Annotated in this window: 30 protein-coding genes; 1 reads left to right on the top strand and 29 read right to left on the bottom strand. The window is 60.1% G+C overall.

Annotated features, from left to right (window positions below):
* Nucleotides 1–32: 32 nt before the first annotated feature.
* Nucleotides 33–914 (bottom strand): tRNA pseudouridine(38-40) synthase TruA, encoded by an 882-nt coding sequence (gene truA / locus P8A24_RS02525; protein WP_278059403.1) that lies wholly within the window; start codon nucleotides 912–914, stop codon nucleotides 33–35.
* Between truA and P8A24_RS02520 the strand changes: the two genes are divergently transcribed.
* The gene (locus P8A24_RS02520) at nucleotides 913–1704 is read left to right on the top strand and encodes an ROK family protein (protein WP_278059400.1); all 792 of its coding nucleotides are present in this window, start codon (nucleotides 913–915) and stop codon (nucleotides 1702–1704) included. The two genes, truA and P8A24_RS02520, sit on opposite strands and share 2 nt — an antisense overlap.
* Before the next feature lie 78 nt (nucleotides 1705–1782).
* Here the strand turns inward: P8A24_RS02520 and rplQ are convergent, their stop codons facing one another.
* The 28 genes from rplQ to rplD all read right to left on the bottom strand — a co-directional run bounded on the left by rplQ (nucleotide 1783) and on the right by rplD (nucleotide 16382).
* Entirely contained in the window at nucleotides 1783–2268 is a 486-nt protein-coding gene (gene rplQ, locus P8A24_RS02515) for a 50S ribosomal protein L17 (RefSeq protein ID WP_278059398.1), read from the bottom strand.
* 30 nt (nucleotides 2269–2298) lie between these two features.
* Nucleotides 2299–3300 carry a DNA-directed RNA polymerase subunit alpha gene (locus tag P8A24_RS02510; RefSeq protein WP_278059396.1) on the bottom strand — a complete coding sequence of 334 codons (1002 nt, stop codon included), beginning with the start codon at nucleotides 3298–3300 and terminating at the stop codon, nucleotides 2299–2301.
* Between the two features lie 99 nt (nucleotides 3301–3399).
* The gene (gene rpsK / locus P8A24_RS02505; RefSeq protein ID WP_278013207.1) at nucleotides 3400–3792 is read right to left on the bottom strand and encodes a 30S ribosomal protein S11; all 393 of its coding nucleotides are present in this window, start codon (nucleotides 3790–3792) and stop codon (nucleotides 3400–3402) included.
* Nucleotides 3793–3842: 50 nt separating this feature from the next.
* Nucleotides 3843–4211: a 30S ribosomal protein S13 gene (rpsM, locus tag P8A24_RS02500; protein ID WP_278013206.1), complete on the bottom strand. Its 369-nt coding sequence runs from the start codon at nucleotides 4209–4211 to the stop codon at nucleotides 3843–3845.
* A 114-nt stretch (nucleotides 4212–4325) separates the two neighbouring features.
* Nucleotides 4326–4439 carry a 50S ribosomal protein L36 gene (gene rpmJ, locus P8A24_RS02495; protein WP_278013205.1) on the bottom strand — a complete coding sequence of 38 codons (114 nt, stop codon included), beginning with the start codon at nucleotides 4437–4439 and terminating at the stop codon, nucleotides 4326–4328.
* A 39-nt stretch (nucleotides 4440–4478) separates the two neighbouring features.
* The gene (infA, locus tag P8A24_RS02490) at nucleotides 4479–4700 is read right to left on the bottom strand and encodes a translation initiation factor IF-1 (protein ID WP_278013204.1); all 222 of its coding nucleotides are present in this window, start codon (nucleotides 4698–4700) and stop codon (nucleotides 4479–4481) included.
* A 263-nt stretch (nucleotides 4701–4963) separates the two neighbouring features.
* Complete coding sequence (gene map / locus P8A24_RS02485) at nucleotides 4964–5803, bottom strand: type I methionyl aminopeptidase (protein ID WP_278059391.1); 840 nt, start codon at nucleotides 5801–5803, stop codon at nucleotides 4964–4966.
* Entirely contained in the window at nucleotides 5803–6378 is a 576-nt protein-coding gene (locus P8A24_RS02480) for an adenylate kinase (protein ID WP_278059389.1), read from the bottom strand. Before P8A24_RS02480 ends, map begins: the two co-directional genes overlap by 1 nt.
* Nucleotides 6375–7664 (bottom strand): preprotein translocase subunit SecY, encoded by a 1290-nt coding sequence (secY, locus tag P8A24_RS02475; RefSeq protein ID WP_278059387.1) that lies wholly within the window; start codon nucleotides 7662–7664, stop codon nucleotides 6375–6377. Before secY ends, P8A24_RS02480 begins: the two co-directional genes overlap by 4 nt.
* Before the next feature lie 209 nt (nucleotides 7665–7873).
* Entirely contained in the window at nucleotides 7874–8335 is a 462-nt protein-coding gene (gene rplO, locus P8A24_RS02470) for a 50S ribosomal protein L15 (protein ID WP_278059384.1), read from the bottom strand.
* Nucleotides 8335–8517 (bottom strand): 50S ribosomal protein L30, encoded by a 183-nt coding sequence (gene rpmD, locus P8A24_RS02465; protein WP_278059382.1) that lies wholly within the window; start codon nucleotides 8515–8517, stop codon nucleotides 8335–8337. The genes rplO and rpmD overlap by 1 nt, the downstream gene beginning before the upstream one ends.
* Nucleotides 8514–9206, bottom strand: a complete 693-nt coding sequence (gene rpsE, locus P8A24_RS02460; protein ID WP_278059380.1) for a 30S ribosomal protein S5 — start codon at nucleotides 9204–9206, stop codon at nucleotides 8514–8516. The genes rpmD and rpsE overlap by 4 nt, the downstream gene beginning before the upstream one ends.
* A 22-nt stretch (nucleotides 9207–9228) precedes the next feature.
* Nucleotides 9229–9600, bottom strand: a complete 372-nt coding sequence (rplR, locus tag P8A24_RS02455) for a 50S ribosomal protein L18 (RefSeq protein ID WP_278059378.1) — start codon at nucleotides 9598–9600, stop codon at nucleotides 9229–9231.
* Nucleotides 9600–10136, bottom strand: a complete 537-nt coding sequence (gene rplF, locus P8A24_RS02450; RefSeq protein ID WP_278059376.1) for a 50S ribosomal protein L6 — start codon at nucleotides 10134–10136, stop codon at nucleotides 9600–9602. Before rplF ends, rplR begins: the two co-directional genes overlap by 1 nt.
* A 15-nt stretch (nucleotides 10137–10151) precedes the next feature.
* Nucleotides 10152–10550: a 30S ribosomal protein S8 gene (gene rpsH / locus P8A24_RS02445; RefSeq protein WP_278013196.1), complete on the bottom strand. Its 399-nt coding sequence runs from the start codon at nucleotides 10548–10550 to the stop codon at nucleotides 10152–10154.
* A gap of 55 nt (nucleotides 10551–10605) precedes the next feature.
* Entirely contained in the window at nucleotides 10606–10791 is a 186-nt protein-coding gene (locus P8A24_RS02440; protein WP_278013195.1) for a type Z 30S ribosomal protein S14, read from the bottom strand.
* 2 nt (nucleotides 10792–10793) lie between these two features.
* Nucleotides 10794–11339: a 50S ribosomal protein L5 gene (gene rplE / locus P8A24_RS02435; RefSeq protein WP_278059372.1), complete on the bottom strand. Its 546-nt coding sequence runs from the start codon at nucleotides 11337–11339 to the stop codon at nucleotides 10794–10796.
* Nucleotides 11336–11680 (bottom strand): 50S ribosomal protein L24, encoded by a 345-nt coding sequence (gene rplX / locus P8A24_RS02430; protein WP_278059370.1) that lies wholly within the window; start codon nucleotides 11678–11680, stop codon nucleotides 11336–11338. The genes rplE and rplX overlap by 4 nt, the downstream gene beginning before the upstream one ends.
* The gene (gene rplN, locus P8A24_RS02425) at nucleotides 11680–12048 is read right to left on the bottom strand and encodes a 50S ribosomal protein L14 (protein WP_278013192.1); all 369 of its coding nucleotides are present in this window, start codon (nucleotides 12046–12048) and stop codon (nucleotides 11680–11682) included. The genes rplX and rplN overlap by 1 nt, the downstream gene beginning before the upstream one ends.
* A 76-nt stretch (nucleotides 12049–12124) precedes the next feature.
* Nucleotides 12125–12400, bottom strand: a complete 276-nt coding sequence (gene rpsQ / locus P8A24_RS02420) for a 30S ribosomal protein S17 (RefSeq protein WP_278059367.1) — start codon at nucleotides 12398–12400, stop codon at nucleotides 12125–12127.
* Between the two features lie 8 nt (nucleotides 12401–12408).
* Nucleotides 12409–12642, bottom strand: coding sequence for a 50S ribosomal protein L29 (rpmC, locus tag P8A24_RS02415; protein WP_370870596.1), 234 nt, complete (start codon nucleotides 12640–12642; stop codon nucleotides 12409–12411).
* Nucleotides 12639–13055 carry a 50S ribosomal protein L16 gene (gene rplP, locus P8A24_RS02410; protein ID WP_278059365.1) on the bottom strand — a complete coding sequence of 139 codons (417 nt, stop codon included), beginning with the start codon at nucleotides 13053–13055 and terminating at the stop codon, nucleotides 12639–12641. The genes rpmC and rplP overlap by 4 nt, the downstream gene beginning before the upstream one ends.
* Nucleotides 13056–13060: 5 nt before the next feature.
* Complete coding sequence (gene rpsC, locus P8A24_RS02405; protein WP_278059363.1) at nucleotides 13061–13879, bottom strand: 30S ribosomal protein S3; 819 nt, start codon at nucleotides 13877–13879, stop codon at nucleotides 13061–13063.
* A gap of 2 nt (nucleotides 13880–13881) precedes the next feature.
* Nucleotides 13882–14241 (bottom strand): 50S ribosomal protein L22, encoded by a 360-nt coding sequence (rplV, locus tag P8A24_RS02400; protein ID WP_278059361.1) that lies wholly within the window; start codon nucleotides 14239–14241, stop codon nucleotides 13882–13884.
* A gap of 17 nt (nucleotides 14242–14258) precedes the next feature.
* Nucleotides 14259–14540 carry a 30S ribosomal protein S19 gene (gene rpsS / locus P8A24_RS02395; protein ID WP_278059360.1) on the bottom strand — a complete coding sequence of 94 codons (282 nt, stop codon included), beginning with the start codon at nucleotides 14538–14540 and terminating at the stop codon, nucleotides 14259–14261.
* A 17-nt stretch (nucleotides 14541–14557) separates the two neighbouring features.
* On the bottom strand, nucleotides 14558–15394 hold the full coding sequence (gene rplB / locus P8A24_RS02390; RefSeq protein WP_278059358.1) for a 50S ribosomal protein L2: 837 nt from the start codon (nucleotides 15392–15394) through the stop codon (nucleotides 14558–14560).
* 29 nt (nucleotides 15395–15423) lie between these two features.
* On the bottom strand, nucleotides 15424–15738 hold the full coding sequence (gene rplW, locus P8A24_RS02385) for a 50S ribosomal protein L23 (protein WP_278059355.1): 315 nt from the start codon (nucleotides 15736–15738) through the stop codon (nucleotides 15424–15426).
* A complete protein-coding gene (gene rplD, locus P8A24_RS02380; RefSeq protein WP_278059353.1) occupies nucleotides 15735–16382 on the bottom strand; it encodes a 50S ribosomal protein L4 in 648 nt (215 codons plus the stop codon). The genes rplW and rplD overlap by 4 nt, the downstream gene beginning before the upstream one ends.
* Between the last annotated feature and the right edge of the window lies 1 nt (nucleotide 16383).

Here is a 16383-nt window from a genome sequence, read left to right as displayed (position 1 = left end):
CCGCACCGACGTCGTCAGCCCTCGGCTCGCACCTACGAGGTCGGGCCACGGAACCGGCGTGCAAGCTGCGCCTGCGTTCCATACTCACTTTCCGGAGGGTAACCGATCTCCTCGAGCGTGAGCGGGTGCGGTGGCGCAACAATCACTTCGCCGTCGCGCGAGGAGGCCTCGAGGCGTTTGAGAGGCCACTCTTCCCCGCGCACCCCACGTCCCACCTCGATCATTGTGCCCATCAGCGTGCGCACCTGCGAGTGACAGAACGCGTCGGCACGCGCGTAGCCAAGCAGTAACCCGCCGGCCCGTTCGAAACGCAACTCGTGGAGGGTACGAACCGTCGAAGCCCCCTCGCGTGGGCGGCAGTATGACAGGAAGTCGTGCTCACCCAGAATGCGCTGGGCCGCTCGGTTCATTGCGTCGATATCAAGCTCGCCCGGCAACCACAACACGTCACGCCGCTTCGGATCCCAGCCATCTGGCCCCTCCGCCATCCGGTAAGTGTACGCGCGCCACAACGCCGAAAAACGTGCGTCAAAAGTTTCGGGAACCTCGCGGGCACTTTTTACGACGACGTCGGTATAGCCAGCGATCCCCGCTTCGCGGCTTCCTGCCGCGGTGATCGCGTTCACGCGCCGGACTAAAGAATCGCCCGGAGTGAACGTTGAGCGCCCCGGAAGTGCCTCCCAGCGTTCACGCGACACGTCAAAATGCGCCACCTGACCGGCAGCATGCACACCCGCGTCGGTTCGTCCAGCCACCGTGAGAGTAATCGGCTCACGCAGGATCGTCGCAAGCGCATCCTCGAGCACGCCCTGGACCGTCCGCAGACCAGGCTGCGCCGCCCAGCCGTGAAATTGCGCGCCATCATAGGCGCATTCGATGCGAATCCGTGCCGTGTGCGATACCGTCGAAACCATGACAGAAGTTTCCCACGAACGCACGCTCACCGTCGACTGCGGCGGCGGCGGCGTTAAGAGCGCCCTGCTCGACGCCGGCGGCTTCCAACTCGGCGATTCACTGCGCACGCCCGTCCCGTATCCGTTCTCTCCGCAGGATCTGGCGGACATCATCACGAAACACGCCGACGCTTTGGGGCAGTTCACGCGGATGACCGTCGGGCTCCCTGGCATGATCCGCCACGGAGTGGTTGTCTATACGCCGCACTACATCCGACGCTCTGGCCCGCACACGCGCCCCCTCCCCCAGCTTGAAGAGGCCTGGAACGGGCTCGATCTCCAAACGGCTCTCGAGGTGCGATTCGGAGTACCGTCGCTCGTTTTGAACGACGCCGAAGTGGCCGCGGCAGGCGTCGTCCGGGGGCGCGGGCTCGAGCTTGTCATGACCCTCGGTACAGGGCTCGGCACCGCCTTTCTCGACAACGGCCACCTCGCCCCACACCTGGAAATCTCGCATGCACAGATGAAATGGGGCCTGACCTACGACGACGTGGTGGGAGAGGCCGAACGCCTCAGACTCGGTGATTCAGCGTGGTCACGGCGCGTATTGAAAGCAATTGAGACACTCTACCCGGTCTTTCGGTGGGATCAGCTCTATATCGGAGGAGGAAATGCCTCCCGAATCACCGATTCGGTGCGGGCTCGGCTCACCCCTGCCATCTTCGTTCCGAATATGGCGGGCACTCAGGGCGGTGTGCGCGCGTGGGCGATGGCGAAACCCCACCCAACCACAGTGCTTTCCACCGAGTAAGAATCACCCAGCTCAATATAGGGTGCGGGCCGGAAGGAAAACCTTCCGGCCCGCACCCTATATTGAGCTGACGCTACATCACTCAGCCGACTCAGCGGAAGCCGACGACTCAGACGATGCCGACGACTCAGCGGACTTTTCCGCCTTCGCCGGAGCGGCAGCAGCCTTCGCGGCTTCGGCCTTCTTCTTGGACGGCTTGGGCGAGACCTTCTCGGTCACGAGCGAGATCTCGGCCATCGGAGCGTTGTCGCCCTTGCGGTTAGCAAGCTTCACAATGCGGGTGTAGCCACCGTTGCGGCCCTCGAACTTCGGAGCAAGCTCCTCGAACAGGACGTAGGCAACTTCGCGATCACCGAGGGTGCGAAGCGCGAGACGACGGTTGTGGGTATCACCCTTCTTCGCCTTCGTGATCAGCTTCTCGATGTGCGGACGCACGCGGCGTGCGCGGGTCTCGGTGGTCACAACGGACTCGTGGGTGATGAGCGCCTTGCAGAGGTTTGCAATGATCTTGCGCTCGTTCGCCGGGGATCCTCCCAGGCGGGGACCCTTTGCGGGCTTCGGCATGATGTTCTCCTAAAAGTTTTTCTCGCGGGCTCAGGCCTGCGAATCGTCGCTGAACATGGCGTAGTTGTCGTCACCGAAACCAGCGTTGAAGCCGGCCGGGGAATCCTTCAGGTGGAGGTCGAGCTTTGCAAGCTCGTCCTTGACGTCCTCGATCGACTTCGCACCGAAGTTGCGGATGTCGAGGAGATCAGCCTCCGAACGCTGGACAAGTTCGCCAATCGTGTGGATGCCTTCACGCTGCAGGCAGTTCTGCGAACGCGCTGGCAGGTTGAGAATCGTGATCGGGCGGGCGAGGTCGGACGACTGGGTCTCGACAACCGGAGCTTCCTTCAACTCCAGGCCCTCGACCTCTTCGTTCAGCTCGGTGGTCAGGCCAAAGAGCTCAACGAGGGTCTTGCCAGCGGAAGCGAACGCATCGCGCGGGAGCATTGAGGCCTTCGTCTCAACATCCACAACGAGCTTGTCGAAGTCGGTGCGCTGACCAACTCGAGTCGCCTCAACCTTGTAGGAAACCTTGACCACAGGCGAGTAGATCGAATCGACCGGGATGCGGCCAATCTCGTCGTCCGGCGACTTGTTGAGCGACGCCGACACATAGCCGCGTCCACGCTCCACCGTCAGATCAACTTCGATCTTGCCCTTCTCGTTCAGCGTGGCAAGCACGAGATCCGGGTTGTGGATCTCCACGCCAGCGGGCGGAGTGATGTCCGAAGCCAGAACCTGACCCGGGCCCGCCTTACGCAGATACATCTGAACCGGCTCGTCGTTCTCGGAAGTCACAACGAGATCCTTGATATTCAAGATGATCTCAGCGACGTCTTCCTTCACGCCTTCGATTGTCGAGAACTCGTGAAGCACACCGTCGATGTGGACGGAGGTCACAGCAGCTCCCGGAATCGAGGAAAGAAGGGTGCGACGAAGCGAATTGCCAAGCGTGTATCCGAAGCCCGGCTCAAGCGGCTCAAGCGTGAAGCGAGAGCGAGTCTCGGACAGCTGCTCCTCGCGCAGCACTGGACGCTGTTCAATGATCACTATGTTTTCCTTTCACAAGGCGCCCACTATATGACGCCTAATAACGATCCTCATGAGTTGGCGGCGATGCCGCCGAGGAAAGGCCAGGTGGCCTTTGGATCAAACGCGACGGCGCTTGGGCGGGCGAACGCCGTTGTGAGCCTGCGGCGTGACGTCGGAGATCGAGGTCACTTCGAGGCCAGCGGCGGTCAGCGAACGAATGGCGGTCTCACGGCCCGAACCCGGGCCCTTAACGAACACGTCAACCTTCTTCACGCCCTGCTCAATCGCGCGGCGTGCGGCATTCTCAGCGGCGAGCTGAGCAGCGTACGGCGTGGACTTACGCGAGCCCTTGAAGCCGACCATGCCCGACGACGCCTGGGCGATAACCTCACCCTTGGTGTCCGTGATCGACACGATCGTGTTGTTGAAGGTGGACTTGATATGAGCCTGGCCGTTGCCGACGTTCTTACGCAGGTTGCGGCGCGACCGGTTCTGAGACTTTGGTGGCATTTTTTCAATACTCCTGAATATCGTCGATTCTCGCTAAAACGCGAAAACTACTACTTCTTCTTACCCGCAACCGTACGCTTCGGGCCCTTGCGGGTACGAGCGTTGGTCTTCGTGCGCTGACCGTGAACCGGAAGGCCCATGCGGTGACGGCGGCCCTGGTAAGAACCGATTTCGATCTTGCGGCGGATGTCCGCCTGGATCTCACGTCGAAGATCGCCTTCGACCTTGTAGGACTCGTCGATGTGATTCTTCAGCTTGACGAGGTCATCCTCAGTGAGGTCCTTGACGCGGGTATCAGGGTTGACACCGGTGGCGGCGAGGGTCTCAACCGCGCGGGTGTGTCCAATGCCGAAAATGTAGGTGAGAGCAACCTCGATACGCTTTTCGCGAGGGAGATCAACTCCAGAGAGACGTGCCATTATGTTGGCTCCTATTTTTCTTCCGAAGGTGTGGAACATTGCTTCCCTTGCGGGCCCCGGCCTTCGGACCGAGGGTTGGCTTTCGCCTGCAATGTCTCTTTCAAAATGTCAGTTTCAGCCCTGACGCTGCTTGTGTCGCGGATTGTCGCAGATGACCATGACGCGACCATGCCGGCGAATGATCTTGCAGTTTTCGCAGATCTTCTTAACAGACGGCTTGACCTTCATAGTTGTCGTTCTTCCTTGCCCACCCGAAAGGGCGGAGTTTTACTTGTAGCGGTAGACGATGCGGCCACGAGAGAGATCGTAGGGAGTCATCTCCACGACCACGCGGTCCTCTTGAAGGATCTTGATGTAGTGCTGGCGCATCTTGCCAGAAATGTGAGCGAGCACAACGTGCCCGTTCTCCAACTCGACTCGAAACATCGCATTCGGCAGGGCCTCAACGACCGTGCCTTCTACCTCGATGACGCCTTCTTTTTTCGCCATTTTCTCCGCTTACGTTGATTGCAATTCGGCGCCACCCCGGCGGGGTGACGAGTGATTCTGCACGCAGAATGCACCAATAGAAAAGTCTACGCCTGGCGACAGTATTTTGAAAAGCGAGATTCCGGTGGAGCACGTCACTTACGAAACGGCGTGGACGACCGACGCCGACGCCGGAGCCACGAGCTTCGGACAGGTGCCCGGTTGTCTTGTTGATAGCAAAATCGGGCGGCGGGAAATCCGCCGCCCGATTTGACCGCTCGCGCTTAGCCGAGCGGCGCCACCGTGACGCCGAAGCGTGCCAGCTCGCTCGCACCGCCGTCGGGCGCCGTGATCACCCAGATGCCGCCCTCGTGGAGCACAACTTCATGCTCCCAATGGCACGCATCCTTGCCGTCGATCGTCACGACAGTCCAGTCGTCAGCTAGCGTTTTGTTGTCCTGTTTGCCGGCGGTGAGCATCGGCTCGATACACAGCGCCATTCCTGGCTTGAGGCGCGGGCCCCGCTCCCCTGAGTTGTAATTGGGAACATCGGGCGCAAGGTGCATCGCGGTACCGATCCCATGACCCACATAGTCGAGGACAATATCCGGACGCTCCGACGCCGGGATCGACATCACATAGTCATCAATCGCCTCGCCGATATCCCCGACGAAACGCCCCTGCGCCATCGCAGCAATACCGACCCACATGGACTCTTCCGTTTGCGCGCACAGGCGCTCGCGCCCTGCCCGCACCTTCGGATCGCCGCCCGGAAGCACCACTGAAAACGCCGCGTCGCCATGCCACCCGTTGACCACAGCGCCACAGTCGAACGAGACGAGATCGCCCGGCTGAAGCACGTAATCGTTGGGTATGCCATGAACGATGGTCGAGTTCACCGAGATGCAGGTCTGCGCTGGGTAACCGTAGTAACCATAGAAGTTCGACTTCACGCCCGCCTTCTCGAGAACCGCGAGAGCGACGTCGTCCATCTCCTTCGTCGTCACTCCAGCTCTGACGTTTTCACGAAGGGCTGTGTGAATCTCGGCAACGACGAGACCAGCCTCGCGCATCGCGCGAAACTGGTCATTCGTCTTATATTCAAGCTTGTCGCGAATACGCATCAGGAAAGACGCTCTTTCAGGGCCTTCAGGATGCGCTCGGTGACTTCGCCGATGGTGCCGTTGCCATCCACCGCTAGCACCAGACCGCGCTTGTCGTAAACTTCAACCAGCGGCGCGGTTTCGGCGTGGTAGACCTCAATGCGGTGCTTAATCACGTCTTCCGTATCGTCCGCACGGCCCTCGAGCTGCGCGCGGTTCAGCAGGCGGCCGACAATATCTTCATCGGGGATCGTAATCTCGACGACGACGTCGATCGCTTCGCCTTTCTCAGCAAGCATCGCATCGAGTGCATCAACCTGGGCGAGGTTACGCGGGTATCCATCGAGTAGGAAGCCGTTTGCCGCATCCGGCTGAGCCAGACGATCGCGAACCATTGCATCGGTGATCTCGTCCGGGACAAGATTACCTTTCGAGGTGTACTCCTGCGCCTTCTTCCCCAGTTCCGTACCCTCGGACATGTTCTTTCGGAAGATCGCGCCGGTCGAGATCGCCGGGACGTCGAGCGCTTCGGAAATGAACGCGGCCTGAGTTCCCTTCCCTGCTCCGGGCGGGCCAACGAGAATAAGACGAGTCATCGCAAGAATCCTTCGTAGTGACGCTGCTGGAGCTGGGCGTTGATGTCCTTCACGGTCTGCAGGCCCACTCCAACGAGAATGATGATTGACGTGCCACCGAACGCGGCACCCTGAACGCCCATACGGGCAAACACGATCTGCGGGATCAGCGCAACGATCGCAAGATAGATCGCGCCGACCCAATTAATTCGGCGCACAACGTAGCGCAAGTAATCGGCAGTCGGTGCACCCGCGCGAATGCCCGGAATGAAGCCACCGTAGCGCTTCATGTTGTCCGAAATCTCCTCCGGATTGAAGGTAATCGACGTGTAGAAGAACGAGAAGAAGATGATCAGCACAACGTAGGTGAAGATGTACCAGAACGACTGGTAGGTGAAGTTGTTGTGCACCCAAGCAACCCAGGTGGAATTCGGGTTGCCGAACTGCGCAATCATCTGAGGCAGTGAAAGAATCGAGGACGCGAAGATCACCGGGATCACGTTTGCCATGTTGATCTTGATCGGAATGTACGTGGAAGTACCACCATAGGTACGTCGACCAATCACGCGCTTCGCGTACTGCACCGGGATGCGGCGCTGGCACGACTCGACATAGACCACGACTGCGGTGATCGCAAGGAACATCGCGAGAACGAGGACCATCCAGGTCACTCCGCCGTTACCCTGGTAGACCTGACCGAGCAGCGCCGGGAAGTTCGCGGCGATGCCGGTGAAGATCAGAAGAGACATACCATTGCCGATACCGCGCTCCGTGATCACTTCAGCGAGCCACATCACGAGTGTCGTACCCGCGGTCATTGCAAGAATGATGATGAGGAGGCGGAACGGGGTTGAGCCTGGAACCACGGGAAGCTGGCATCCGACAAAGAGCTGGCCGGAGGCCGCCACGGAGGCAAAGACCGAGGACTGCACAATCGCCAGGAAGACGGTGAGATAACGGGTGTACTCGGTCAACTTGTTCTGGCCCGTCTGGCCTTCCTTATGAAGCTCTTCAAAGCGTGGGATCACCACACGCATCAACTGAACAATAATTGACGACGTAATGTAGGGCATGATGCCCAGCGCCAAAACCGAGAGCTTCAAAAGGCCGCCGCCAGCGAAGATATTCATCATCGCAAGGAGATCCGCCGTGCCCTGCTGGCTCAAGCACGCCTCAACGTTCTTATACGAGACGTACGGCGCAGGCACGTAAGTGCCGAAGCGGTAGATCACCATGATGAGGATCGTGATCAGCAGCTTTCGCCGCAGATCCGGCGTGCGGAATGCAGACACTAGCGCTTTAAACAAGAAATCTCCTCCTGGATTGTGGCCACGCGTGGCGGGAGCTCGACAATGGCGCACAAAGCGCCAAGAAAAGACTATACCCGCACACCACCAAATGCACACGGAATTTGGCTGATTGCTTGGCGTAGATCACGTACAACACAATAAAAACCGCGCAGGAAAATGACGGTGGGGCTCGCGCACAAGCGCGAGCCCCACCGAAAATATCACGATCAGCGAGCGTTCACGGAACCGCCAGCCGCCTCGATCTTCTCCTTTGCAGAAGCAGACCAAGCGTCAACGGTCACGTTCACCTTCACCGACAGATCGCCGTTGCCAAGCACCTTCACCAGGTGGCCGTCACGGACAGCACCCAGCTCCACGAGCTGCTCAACGGTGACGTCTCCGCCCTTCGGGAAGAGATCGTTCAGCGCCGAAACATTCACGACCTGGTACTCAACGCGAGCCGGGTTCTTGAAGCCACGCAGCTTCGGCAGGCGCATATGCATTGGCATCTGGCCACCTTCGAAGCCCGGGCGAACCTGGTAACGAGCCTTCGTACCCTTGGTACCACGACCAGCGGTCTTGCCCTTCGAGCCCTCACCACGACCAACGCGGGTGCGAGCCTTCTTGGAGCCCGGTGCCGGGTAGAGATCGTGAACCTTCAGGACCTTGCCTTCGTTCTGCTCTGCCATCAGTCAACCTCCTCCACTTCAACGAGGTGTGCCACTGCGCGGATCATGCCGCGGACCGCCGGCGTATCTTCGCGGACCACCGTCTGGTGAATCTTGCGAAGACCGAGGGTCTTCATGGTTTCCTTCTGATTCAACTTCGAGCCGACGAGGCCCTTAACCTGAGTAATCTGAAGCTTCATCACGCACCAACTCCTGCTGCTGCGGCCTCGTTCTCAGCTGCGGCCTCGGCGGCCTCAGCATCCTCACGAGCCTTCTTCTCGAACTCGGCACGAGCGCGAAGCATCGCAGCCGGCGCCACGCGCTCAAGCGGGAGGCCGCGGCGTGCGGCCACAGCCTCAGGCTGCTCGAGCTTCTTCAGAGCCGCGATGGTTCCGCGCACGATGTTGATCGCGTTGGAGGAACCGAGCGACTTGCTCAGTACGTTGTGGATGCCTGCGGCCTCCATGATCGCACGGACCGGACCACCGGCAATAACGCCGGTACCCTGGGAAGCCGGACGAAGGAGAACCACACCAGCGGCGTCCTCACCCTGCACAACGTGCGGGATGGTGGTGCCCAGGCGCGGAACCTTGAAGAAGTTCTTCTTAGCTTCCTCGGTGCCCTTGGCAATAGCCGCGGGAACTTCCTTAGCCTTGCCGTAACCAACACCCACAGTGCCGTTACCGTCGCCTACCACCACAAGAGCGGTGAAAGACATACGGCGACCGCCCTTGACGGTCTTCGCCACGCGGTTAATGGTCACAACGCGCTCGATGTACGGGTTCTTCTCTTCGGCGCGGCGATCGTTGCGGCGGTCATTGTTGCGGCCACCGCGGCGGCCCTGGCGCTGATCGCGCCCGGTGCCGTTCGCTTCATGCTGCTCTGCAGCCATGTCTTTATCCTCTCGCTTAGCCTTACAGGGTCAGTCCGCCGTCGCGGGCGCCATCGGCAACCGCAGCAACGCGACCATGGTACTTGTTACCGCCGCGGTCGAAGACCACTGCGGTAATTCCGGCCTCGGTGGCGCGCTTGGCGATCAGTTCGCCAACCTTGCGCGCCTTGTCCACCTTGTTCTCGTTGCCCGAGCGGAGCTCGGCTTCGAGGGTGGAAGCAGCCACCAGGGTGCGGCCCACGGTGTCGTCGATGATCTGCGCAACCATATGGCGGTTGGAGCGAGTGACGACGAGACGGGGACGCTCGGTGGTACCCGAGATGCGCTTGCGCAGGCGCATGTGGCGACGTGCGCGAGCAACGAACTTGCCCTTGCCCTTGATTGATACTGCCATCACTTACCAGCCTTTCCAGCCTTGCGGCGGATCTGCTCACCGGCGTACTTGACGCCCTTACCCTTGTAGGGTTCAGGCTTGCGAAGCTTGCGGATACGGGCAGCGATTTCGCCCACCTGCTGCTTGTTGATGCCGCTCACTGAGAACTTCGTCGGGCCTTCGACCTGGAAGGTGATACCTTCCGGAGCCTCAACGAGGATCGTGTGCGAGTAGCCGAGCGAGAACTCGAGGTCCTTACCCTTGGCGACAACGCGGTAACCAGTACCGACGATCTCGAGAGCCTTCGTGTAGCCCTCAGTAACGCCGATAACGTTGTTGTTCAGCAGAGTACGGGTCAGACCGTGCAACGAACGCGAAACACGCTCATCGTTCGGTCGGGTCACGACAATCTGACCGTCCTCGAGAGCAACTTCAATCGGCTCGGGGACCCCGTGGGTGAGTTCACCCTTCGGGCCCTTCACCGAAACGGTACGGCCGTCAATCTTCACCTCAACGCCAGCCGGGACGGCAACGGGGAGCTTACCAATACGAGACATTGTTTAACTCCTTCCTTACCAGATGTAAGCGAGGACTTCCCCGCCTACGCCCTTGTCCTTGGCCTCACGGTCGGTCAGAAGGCCAGACGACGTCGAAAGAATCGCAACGCCGAGGCCGCCGAGGACCTGAGGGAGATTGGTGGACTTCGCGTAAACGCGAAGACCCGGCTTCGAGATACGACGCAAACCGGCGAGCGCACGCTCGCGGCCCGAACCGTACTTGAGGGTGAGGGTGAGGGTCTTGCCGACCTTCGCCTCCTCCACCTCGAACTTGGCGATGTAGCCTTCACGCTCGAGAATCGAGGCGATGTTGGCCTTCATCTTCGAGTACGGCATCGACACCGACTCGTGGAACGCCGAATTGGCGTTGCGCAGACGCGTGAGCATATCTGCAATTGGGTCTGTCATAGACATTGGGCTTTTGCCCTTCCTCGTCGTGGTTTCCCCGATGGACCTACGACGTAGTTTCTTACCAGCTGGACTTCTTCACGCCCGGGAGCTCGCCCGCAAGGGCCATCTCGCGCAGGCACACACGGCACAGGCCAAACTTGCGGTACACCGAGTGCGGACGACCGCAGCGCTGGCAGCGCGTGTAGGCACGAACAGCAAACTTCGGCTTACGAGCAGCCTTTACCTTCAGAGACGTTTTCGCCATTGTCAGTTCTCCTTAAACGGGAATCCGAGGTGCTTCAGAAGCGAGCGGCCCTCATCATCGGTCTTTGCGGTGGTGACAACGGTGATATCCATGCCACGGACACGATCAATCTTGTCCATGTCGATCTCGTGGAACACAGACTGTTCCGTCAGACCGAAGGTGTAGTTGCCATTGCCGTCGAACTGCTGAGCGGACAGACCGCGGAAGTCGCGAATACGCGGCAGTGCGGTCGAGAGCAGACGATCAAGGAACTCCCACATACGATCGCCACGAAGCGTCACGTGGCAGCCAATCGGCTGGCCCTCGCGAAGCTTAAACTGTGCGATCGACTTGCGAGCCTTGGTCACCTGCGGCTTCTGGCCGGTGATCGCGGTGATGTCGGCGATAGCGCCGTCAAGCACCTTCGAATCACGGGCGGCGTCGCCGACACCCATGTTCACAACGATCTTCGACAGGCCGGGGATGAGCGAGACGTTCTCGTACTTGAACTCCTCCTGGAGCTTCGCGACGATCTCGTCCTTGTACAGTGCCTTCTTCCGAGGGGTCACAGCTCGATCTCCTCTCCTGCGCGGCGGCCGATACGCTCGCGCATGATCTTCTTACGACCATCGCGCTCGACTTCAACCTCGCGGAAGCCAACGCGAATCGGCTTCTTATCCGGGCCAACCAGCGCAACGTTCGACACGTGAATCGGAGCCTCAACGGTCTCGATTCCACCAGTTGCTGCACCACGATCAGTGCGGCCAACCTTGGTGTGCTTCTTCACGCGCTGCACGCCCTCGACAACCACGCGGTCACGCTTGGTGTCCACTTCGAGCACACGGCCCTGGAGACCCTTGTCGCGACCAGCGATGACCTGCACGAGATCACCCTTCTTGATCTTCGCCATCAGATCACCTCCGGAGCGAGCGACACGATGCGCATGAACTTCTTGTCACGCAGCTCGCGTGCCACGGGTCCGAAAATACGGGTACCGCGGGGCTCGTTATCGTTCTTCAGGAGCACTGCCGCGTTCTCGTCGAACTTGATGTACGAACCGTCTGCACGGCGCGTGCTCTTCGTTGCACGGACGACGACCGCCTTAACGACGTCGCCCTTCTTCACATTTCCGCCAGGAATAGCATCCTTGACGGTGGCGACAATCGTGTCGCCAATTCCGGCGTAGCGCCTCTTCGAGCCACCGAGAACACGGATGGTGAGAATCTCCTTCGCACCGGTGTTGTCGGCGACCTTCAGCCGCGACTCCTGCTGGATCATTTATTATCTCCTGTCGTCGTGCCGGTTCTCTTTCGAGCCTTGCCGAACGGATGGGTTACTTCTCGGAAAACCGAGATCACTTTGCTCGCTCGATGATCTCGACCAGGCGGAAGTGCTTGGTCGCAGACAGCGGGCGGGTCTCCATGATACGGACGAGATCGCCGAGGTGAGCCTCATTGTTCTCGTCGTGAGCCTTAACCTTTGTCGTACGAGTCATGACCTTACCGTAAAGCGGGTGCTTACGGCGATCGTTAACCTCGACCACGATGGTCTTGTCCATTTTCTCACTGACAACGTAGCCCGTGCGAACCTTGCGGTAATTGCGCTGGGTCGTTTCAATCTGCTCGCTCATTAAGTTCCTCACTTCTTTGCCGACGGAGCGGTGCGGATGCCCAACTCACGCTCGCGGGCAACGGTGTAGATACGTGCGATTTCGCGGCGAACTTCCTTCAGGCGACCGCTGTCTTCGAGACGGTGGGTCACGGCGGAGAAACGAAGGTTGAACAGTTCTTCCTTCGACTCCCCAAGGCGCTCTGCGAGCTGCGCATCGGTGAGCTTGTCGAGCTCTGCGGTGCTGATGCCCTTAGCCATCATTCACCATCCTCTCGGGTAATAAAACGGGTCTTCATCGGAAGCTTGTGCATTGCACGAGACATGGCCTCGCGGGCCAGGTTCTCGTCGACGCCACCGAGTTCAAAGAGAACACGGCCCGGCTTCACATTTGCGATCCACCATTCAACAGCGCCCTTACCGGAACCCATTCGGGTACCGAGCGGCTTCTGGGTCAGCGGGCGATCCGGGAAGATGTTGATCCACACCTTACCGCCACGCTTGATGTGACGAGTCATCGCAATACGAGCTGCTTCGATCTGGCGGTTGGTGACGTAGGCCGGCTCGAGGGCCTGGATGCCGTATTCGCCAAAGGCCAAGGTGTTGCCGCCCTTGGACATACCCGAACGGGTCGGACGGTGCTGCTTACGGTGCTTTGTGCGGCGGGGAATGAGCATTGAACTCAGGCCTCCGTTTCCTGGGTAGTAGCGGGCTGCTCGGCCTTCGGGGCCTCAGCCTTGTTCACGTTCTCCTGGCGGTTGCCACGACCACCGCGGTTACCGCGCTCGTTACGGCGGCCACCACGACCGTTGCCACGGCCACGGCCGCGCGACGACTCGTTGAGCTGACGCTCGTACTCGGCGTCGGTCATGTCCCCACGGTAGACCCAAACCTTCACGCCGATGCGGCCGAAGGTGGTCTTTGCCTCGTAGAAGCCGTAGTCAATGTTCGCGCGGAGCGTGTGCAACGGCACACGGCCCTCGAGGTAGAACTCGTTACGCGACATTTCGGCGCCACCAAGGCGGCCCGAAACCGACACGCGAATGCCCTTCACGCCAGCGCGCTGAGCCGACTGGATCGACTTACGCATTGCGCGACGGAACGAAACACGAGCGGCCAGCTGCTCAGCGATGCCCTGGGCGATGAGCTGAGCATCAGCCTCCGGGTTCTTCACATCAAGGATGTTGAGGTGAATACCCTTGCCGATCAGCTTCTCGAGGTCTGCGCGAAGGCGCTCGGCCTCGGCGCCACGGCGGCCGATGACGATACCCGGGCGGGCGGTGTGGATATCCACGACCACGCGCTCGCTACGACGCTCGATATTCACGCGCGAGATACCAGCGCGATCGAGGTTCTTCTCAACCATCTTGCGGATCTTGATGTCCTCACCAATGAAATCGGCGTAGGACTGACCCGGCTTCGAAGAGTCAGTAAACCACTTCGCACGGTGCTCGGTGGTCAGACCGAGGCGGAAACCGGTCGGGTTAACTTTCTGTCCCATTATCAGGCTCCCTTCTTCTCGTTCGACACGACCACCGTGATGTGGCTGGTGCGCTTCAGGATGCGGTTTGCGCGACCCTGTGCACGCGGCTGGATGCGCTTCATCGTGGGGCCCTCATCAACGTAGGCAGCCGACACAACGAAATCGCCATCCATGAACTTCTCGCCTGCTGCATCTGCGGCGTAACGAGCGTTCGCGAGAGCGGACTCGAGAACCTTCTTCACATCCTTCGCCACGGCCTGCGGTGCGTAAGTCAGCAGATCAACTGCAGCAAGCGCACGCATGCCACGGATCTCGTTGACCACGCGGCGAGACTTCTGCGGAGTCACACGCACGTAACGCGCCTGTGCTTTTGCTTCCATAATTCTCTCCTCTTGCCTCAGCGGCGACGGCCCTTGCGATCGTCCTTGACGTGACCCTTGAAGGTACGCGTCGGGGCGAACTCGCCGAGCTTGTGACCAACCATGGACTCGGTGACGAACACCGGAACATGCTTCCGGCCGTCATGGACTGCGAACGTGTGGCCAAGGAAGTCCGGCGTGATAACCGAACGACGCGACCAGGTCTTAATAACGTTCTTGGTGCCCTTTTCGTTCTGCTCATCAACCTTCTTCATAAGGTGATCGTCGACGAACGGGCCCTTCTTCAAACTACGCGGCATAGCTCATATCCTCCTGATCAGCGCTTCTTACCGGTCTTGCGACGGCGAACAATGAGCTTGTCGCTGTGCTTGTTGGCATGACGGGTACGACCCTCAGGCTTACCCCACGGCGTAACCGGATGACGGCCACCGGAGGTCTTGCCCTCGCCACCACCGTGCGGGTGGTCGAACGGGTTCATCACAACACCACGGACGGTCGGGCGGACGCCCTTCCAGCGCATGCGGCCAGCCTTGCCCCAGTTGATGTTCGACTGCTCAGCATTGCCGACTTCGCCAACCGTTGCGCGGCAACGAGCGTCAACATTGCGGATTTCGCCGGACGGCATACGCAGCTGAGCAAGCTTGCCTTCCTTAGCAACGAGCTGAACCGAAGTGCCAGCCGAGCGGGCGATCTTGGCGCCGCCACCCGGGCGCATCTCGACAGCGTGAATCACGGTACCAACCGGGATGTTACGCAGCGGGAGGTTGTTGCCCGGCTTGATGTCGGCCGAGGGGCCGTTCTCCACCATGGCGCCCTGAACGAGCTTGTTCGGAGCGAGGATGTAGCGCTTCTCGCCGTCGGCGTAGTGCAGAAGAGCAATACGCGCGGTACGGTTCGGATCGTACTCGATATGAGCAACGCGTGCCGGCACGCCGTCCTTGTCGTGACGACGGAAGTCGATCACGCGGTACTGGCGCTTGTGACCGCCGCCCTTGTGGCGGGTGGTGATGCGGCCGTTGTTGTTGCGGCCACCAGTCTTGTGAAGCGGGCGAAGCAGCGACTTCTCCGGGGTCGATCGAGTGATCTCGGCGAAGTCGGCAACGCTCGCACCGCGACGACCCGGGGTCGTCGGCTTGTACTTACGAATTCCCATGAGTTCTTTTCCTCTTAGTCCTGCCGGCGTCAGCCGACGATGTCACCGTAGATGTCGATCGAGCCCTCGCGGAGGGTCACGATGGCGCGCTTCGTCGCCTTGCGACGGCCAATGCCGTTGCGGGTGCGGCGAGTCTTGCCGTAACGGTTCTGGGTGTTCACCGAATCAACCTTGACCTTGAAGATCGACTCAATCGCGAGCTTGATCTCGGTCTTGTTGGAATCCGGGTGCACGAGGAACGTGTACTTACCCTCGTCCTCAAGGCGAGCCGCCTTCTCAGAGGCAACCGGCGCCAGAATGATGTCACGCGGATTCTTGTTCTTGAAAGCTGCGTACTCGGTCACTTCGTGGCCTCCTTCGAGTTAGCGGCAACCCAGTTGTTGAGGGCAGCCTCGGTGAAGATGACGTCGTCGGCAACAAGAACGTCGTAGGCATTGAGCTGATCGGCGTACAGCACGTGTGCTTCCTGCGCGTTTCGCAGCGACAGCGCCGAGAGATCATCCGAACGCTCAATAACGACGAGAGCGTTACCCGACTGTGCCACCTTGTTCAGAAGGCCAAGGGCGGTCTTCGTCGAGGGCTTCTCGCCGCCGAGGAATTCGGTCACGACGTGGATGCGGCCGTTACGAGCGCGATCCGACAGTGCCTGGCGAAGTGCCGCGGCAATCATCTTCTTGGGGGTGCGCTGCGCATAGGAACGCGGCTGCGGGCCGTGAACGATGCCGCCGCCGGTGAAGTGCGGTGCACGGATCGAACCCTGGCGGGCGCGACCGGTACCCTTCTGCTTGAACGGCTTCACACCGCCGCCGGAAACTTCAGCGCGGGTCTTGGTCTTGTGAGTGCCCTGACGAGCAGCAGCAAGCTGAGCAACAACAACCTGGTGGATCAGCGGAATGTTGATCTCAAGATCAAACAGCTCCGCTGCCAGTGTAACGTCGCCGGTCTTCTTGCCGGTTGCGTCAAGCACGTCTACCTTGAAGTCTGCCATT

Source organism: Arcanobacterium wilhelmae (genome assembly GCF_029632765.1).
Lineage (GTDB): Bacteria > Actinomycetota > Actinomycetes > Actinomycetales > Actinomycetaceae > Arcanobacterium > Arcanobacterium wilhelmae.
This window is presented reverse-complemented; position numbering and strand designations above follow the sequence as displayed.

What these genes read in the sequence shown, in the direction of transcription:
- rplP (WP_278059365.1), bottom strand. Translation starts at nt 13,055, where the DNA reads ATGCTCATTCCCCGCCGCACAAAGCACCGTAAGCAGCACCGTCCGACC.
- rpsS (WP_278059360.1), bottom strand. Translation starts at nt 14,540, where the DNA reads ATGCCGCGTAGTTTGAAGAAGGGCCCGTTCGTCGACGATCACCTTATG.
- rplV (WP_278059361.1), bottom strand. Translation starts at nt 14,241, where the DNA reads ATGGAAGCAAAAGCACAGGCGCGTTACGTGCGTGTGACTCCGCAGAAG.
- rpsC (WP_278059363.1), bottom strand. Translation starts at nt 13,879, where the DNA reads ATGGGACAGAAAGTTAACCCGACCGGTTTCCGCCTCGGTCTGACCACC.
- rplO (WP_278059384.1), bottom strand. Translation starts at nt 8,335, where the DNA reads ATGGCAGAGCAGAACGAAGGCAAGGTCCTGAAGGTTCACGATCTCTAC.
- rpmJ (WP_278013205.1), bottom strand. Translation starts at nt 4,439, where the DNA reads ATGAAGGTCAAGCCGTCTGTTAAGAAGATCTGCGAAAACTGCAAGATC.
- truA (WP_278059403.1), bottom strand. Translation starts at nt 914, where the DNA reads ATGGTTTCGACGGTATCGCACACGGCACGGATTCGCATCGAATGCGCC.
- P8A24_RS02440 (WP_278013195.1), bottom strand. Translation starts at nt 10,791, where the DNA reads ATGGCGAAAACGTCTCTGAAGGTAAAGGCTGCTCGTAAGCCGAAGTTT.
- rplB (WP_278059358.1), bottom strand. Translation starts at nt 15,394, where the DNA reads ATGGGAATTCGTAAGTACAAGCCGACGACCCCGGGTCGTCGCGGTGCG.
- P8A24_RS02520 (WP_278059400.1), top strand. Translation starts at nt 913, where the DNA reads ATGACAGAAGTTTCCCACGAACGCACGCTCACCGTCGACTGCGGCGGC.
- rpsK (WP_278013207.1), bottom strand. Translation starts at nt 3,792, where the DNA reads ATGCCACCAAAGTCTCAGAACCGGTCGCGCCGCAACCTGCGTAAGAAC.
- rplD (WP_278059353.1), bottom strand. Translation starts at nt 16,382, where the DNA reads ATGGCAGACTTCAAGGTAGACGTGCTTGACGCAACCGGCAAGAAGACC.
- rplN (WP_278013192.1), bottom strand. Translation starts at nt 12,048, where the DNA reads ATGATCCAGCAGGAGTCGCGGCTGAAGGTCGCCGACAACACCGGTGCG.
- rpsE (WP_278059380.1), bottom strand. Translation starts at nt 9,206, where the DNA reads ATGGCTGCAGAGCAGCATGAAGCGAACGGCACCGGGCGCGATCAGCGC.
- rpsQ (WP_278059367.1), bottom strand. Translation starts at nt 12,400, where the DNA reads ATGAGCGAGCAGATTGAAACGACCCAGCGCAATTACCGCAAGGTTCGC.
- P8A24_RS02480 (WP_278059389.1), bottom strand. Translation starts at nt 6,378, where the DNA reads ATGACTCGTCTTATTCTCGTTGGCCCGCCCGGAGCAGGGAAGGGAACT.
- infA (WP_278013204.1), bottom strand. Translation starts at nt 4,700, where the DNA reads ATGGCGAAAAAAGAAGGCGTCATCGAGGTAGAAGGCACGGTCGTTGAG.
- rplR (WP_278059378.1), bottom strand. Translation starts at nt 9,600, where the DNA reads ATGGCAGTATCAATCAAGGGCAAGGGCAAGTTCGTTGCTCGCGCACGT.
- rplQ (WP_278059398.1), bottom strand. Translation starts at nt 2,268, where the DNA reads ATGCCGAAGCCCGCAAAGGGTCCCCGCCTGGGAGGATCCCCGGCGAAC.
- rpsH (WP_278013196.1), bottom strand. Translation starts at nt 10,550, where the DNA reads ATGTCTATGACAGACCCAATTGCAGATATGCTCACGCGTCTGCGCAAC.
- map (WP_278059391.1), bottom strand. Translation starts at nt 5,803, where the DNA reads ATGCGTATTCGCGACAAGCTTGAATATAAGACGAATGACCAGTTTCGC.
- rplX (WP_278059370.1), bottom strand. Translation starts at nt 11,680, where the DNA reads ATGGCGAAGATCAAGAAGGGTGATCTCGTGCAGGTCATCGCTGGTCGC.
- rplF (WP_278059376.1), bottom strand. Translation starts at nt 10,136, where the DNA reads ATGTCTCGTATTGGTAAGCTCCCCGTTGCCGTCCCGGCTGGCGTTGAG.
- rpsM (WP_278013206.1), bottom strand. Translation starts at nt 4,211, where the DNA reads ATGGCACGTCTCTCTGGAGTTGATCTCCCTCGCGAAAAGCGTATCGAG.
- rpmC (WP_370870596.1), bottom strand. Translation starts at nt 12,642, where the DNA reads ATGATGGCTAAGGGCATCAGCACCGCAGAGCTCGACAAGCTCACCGAT.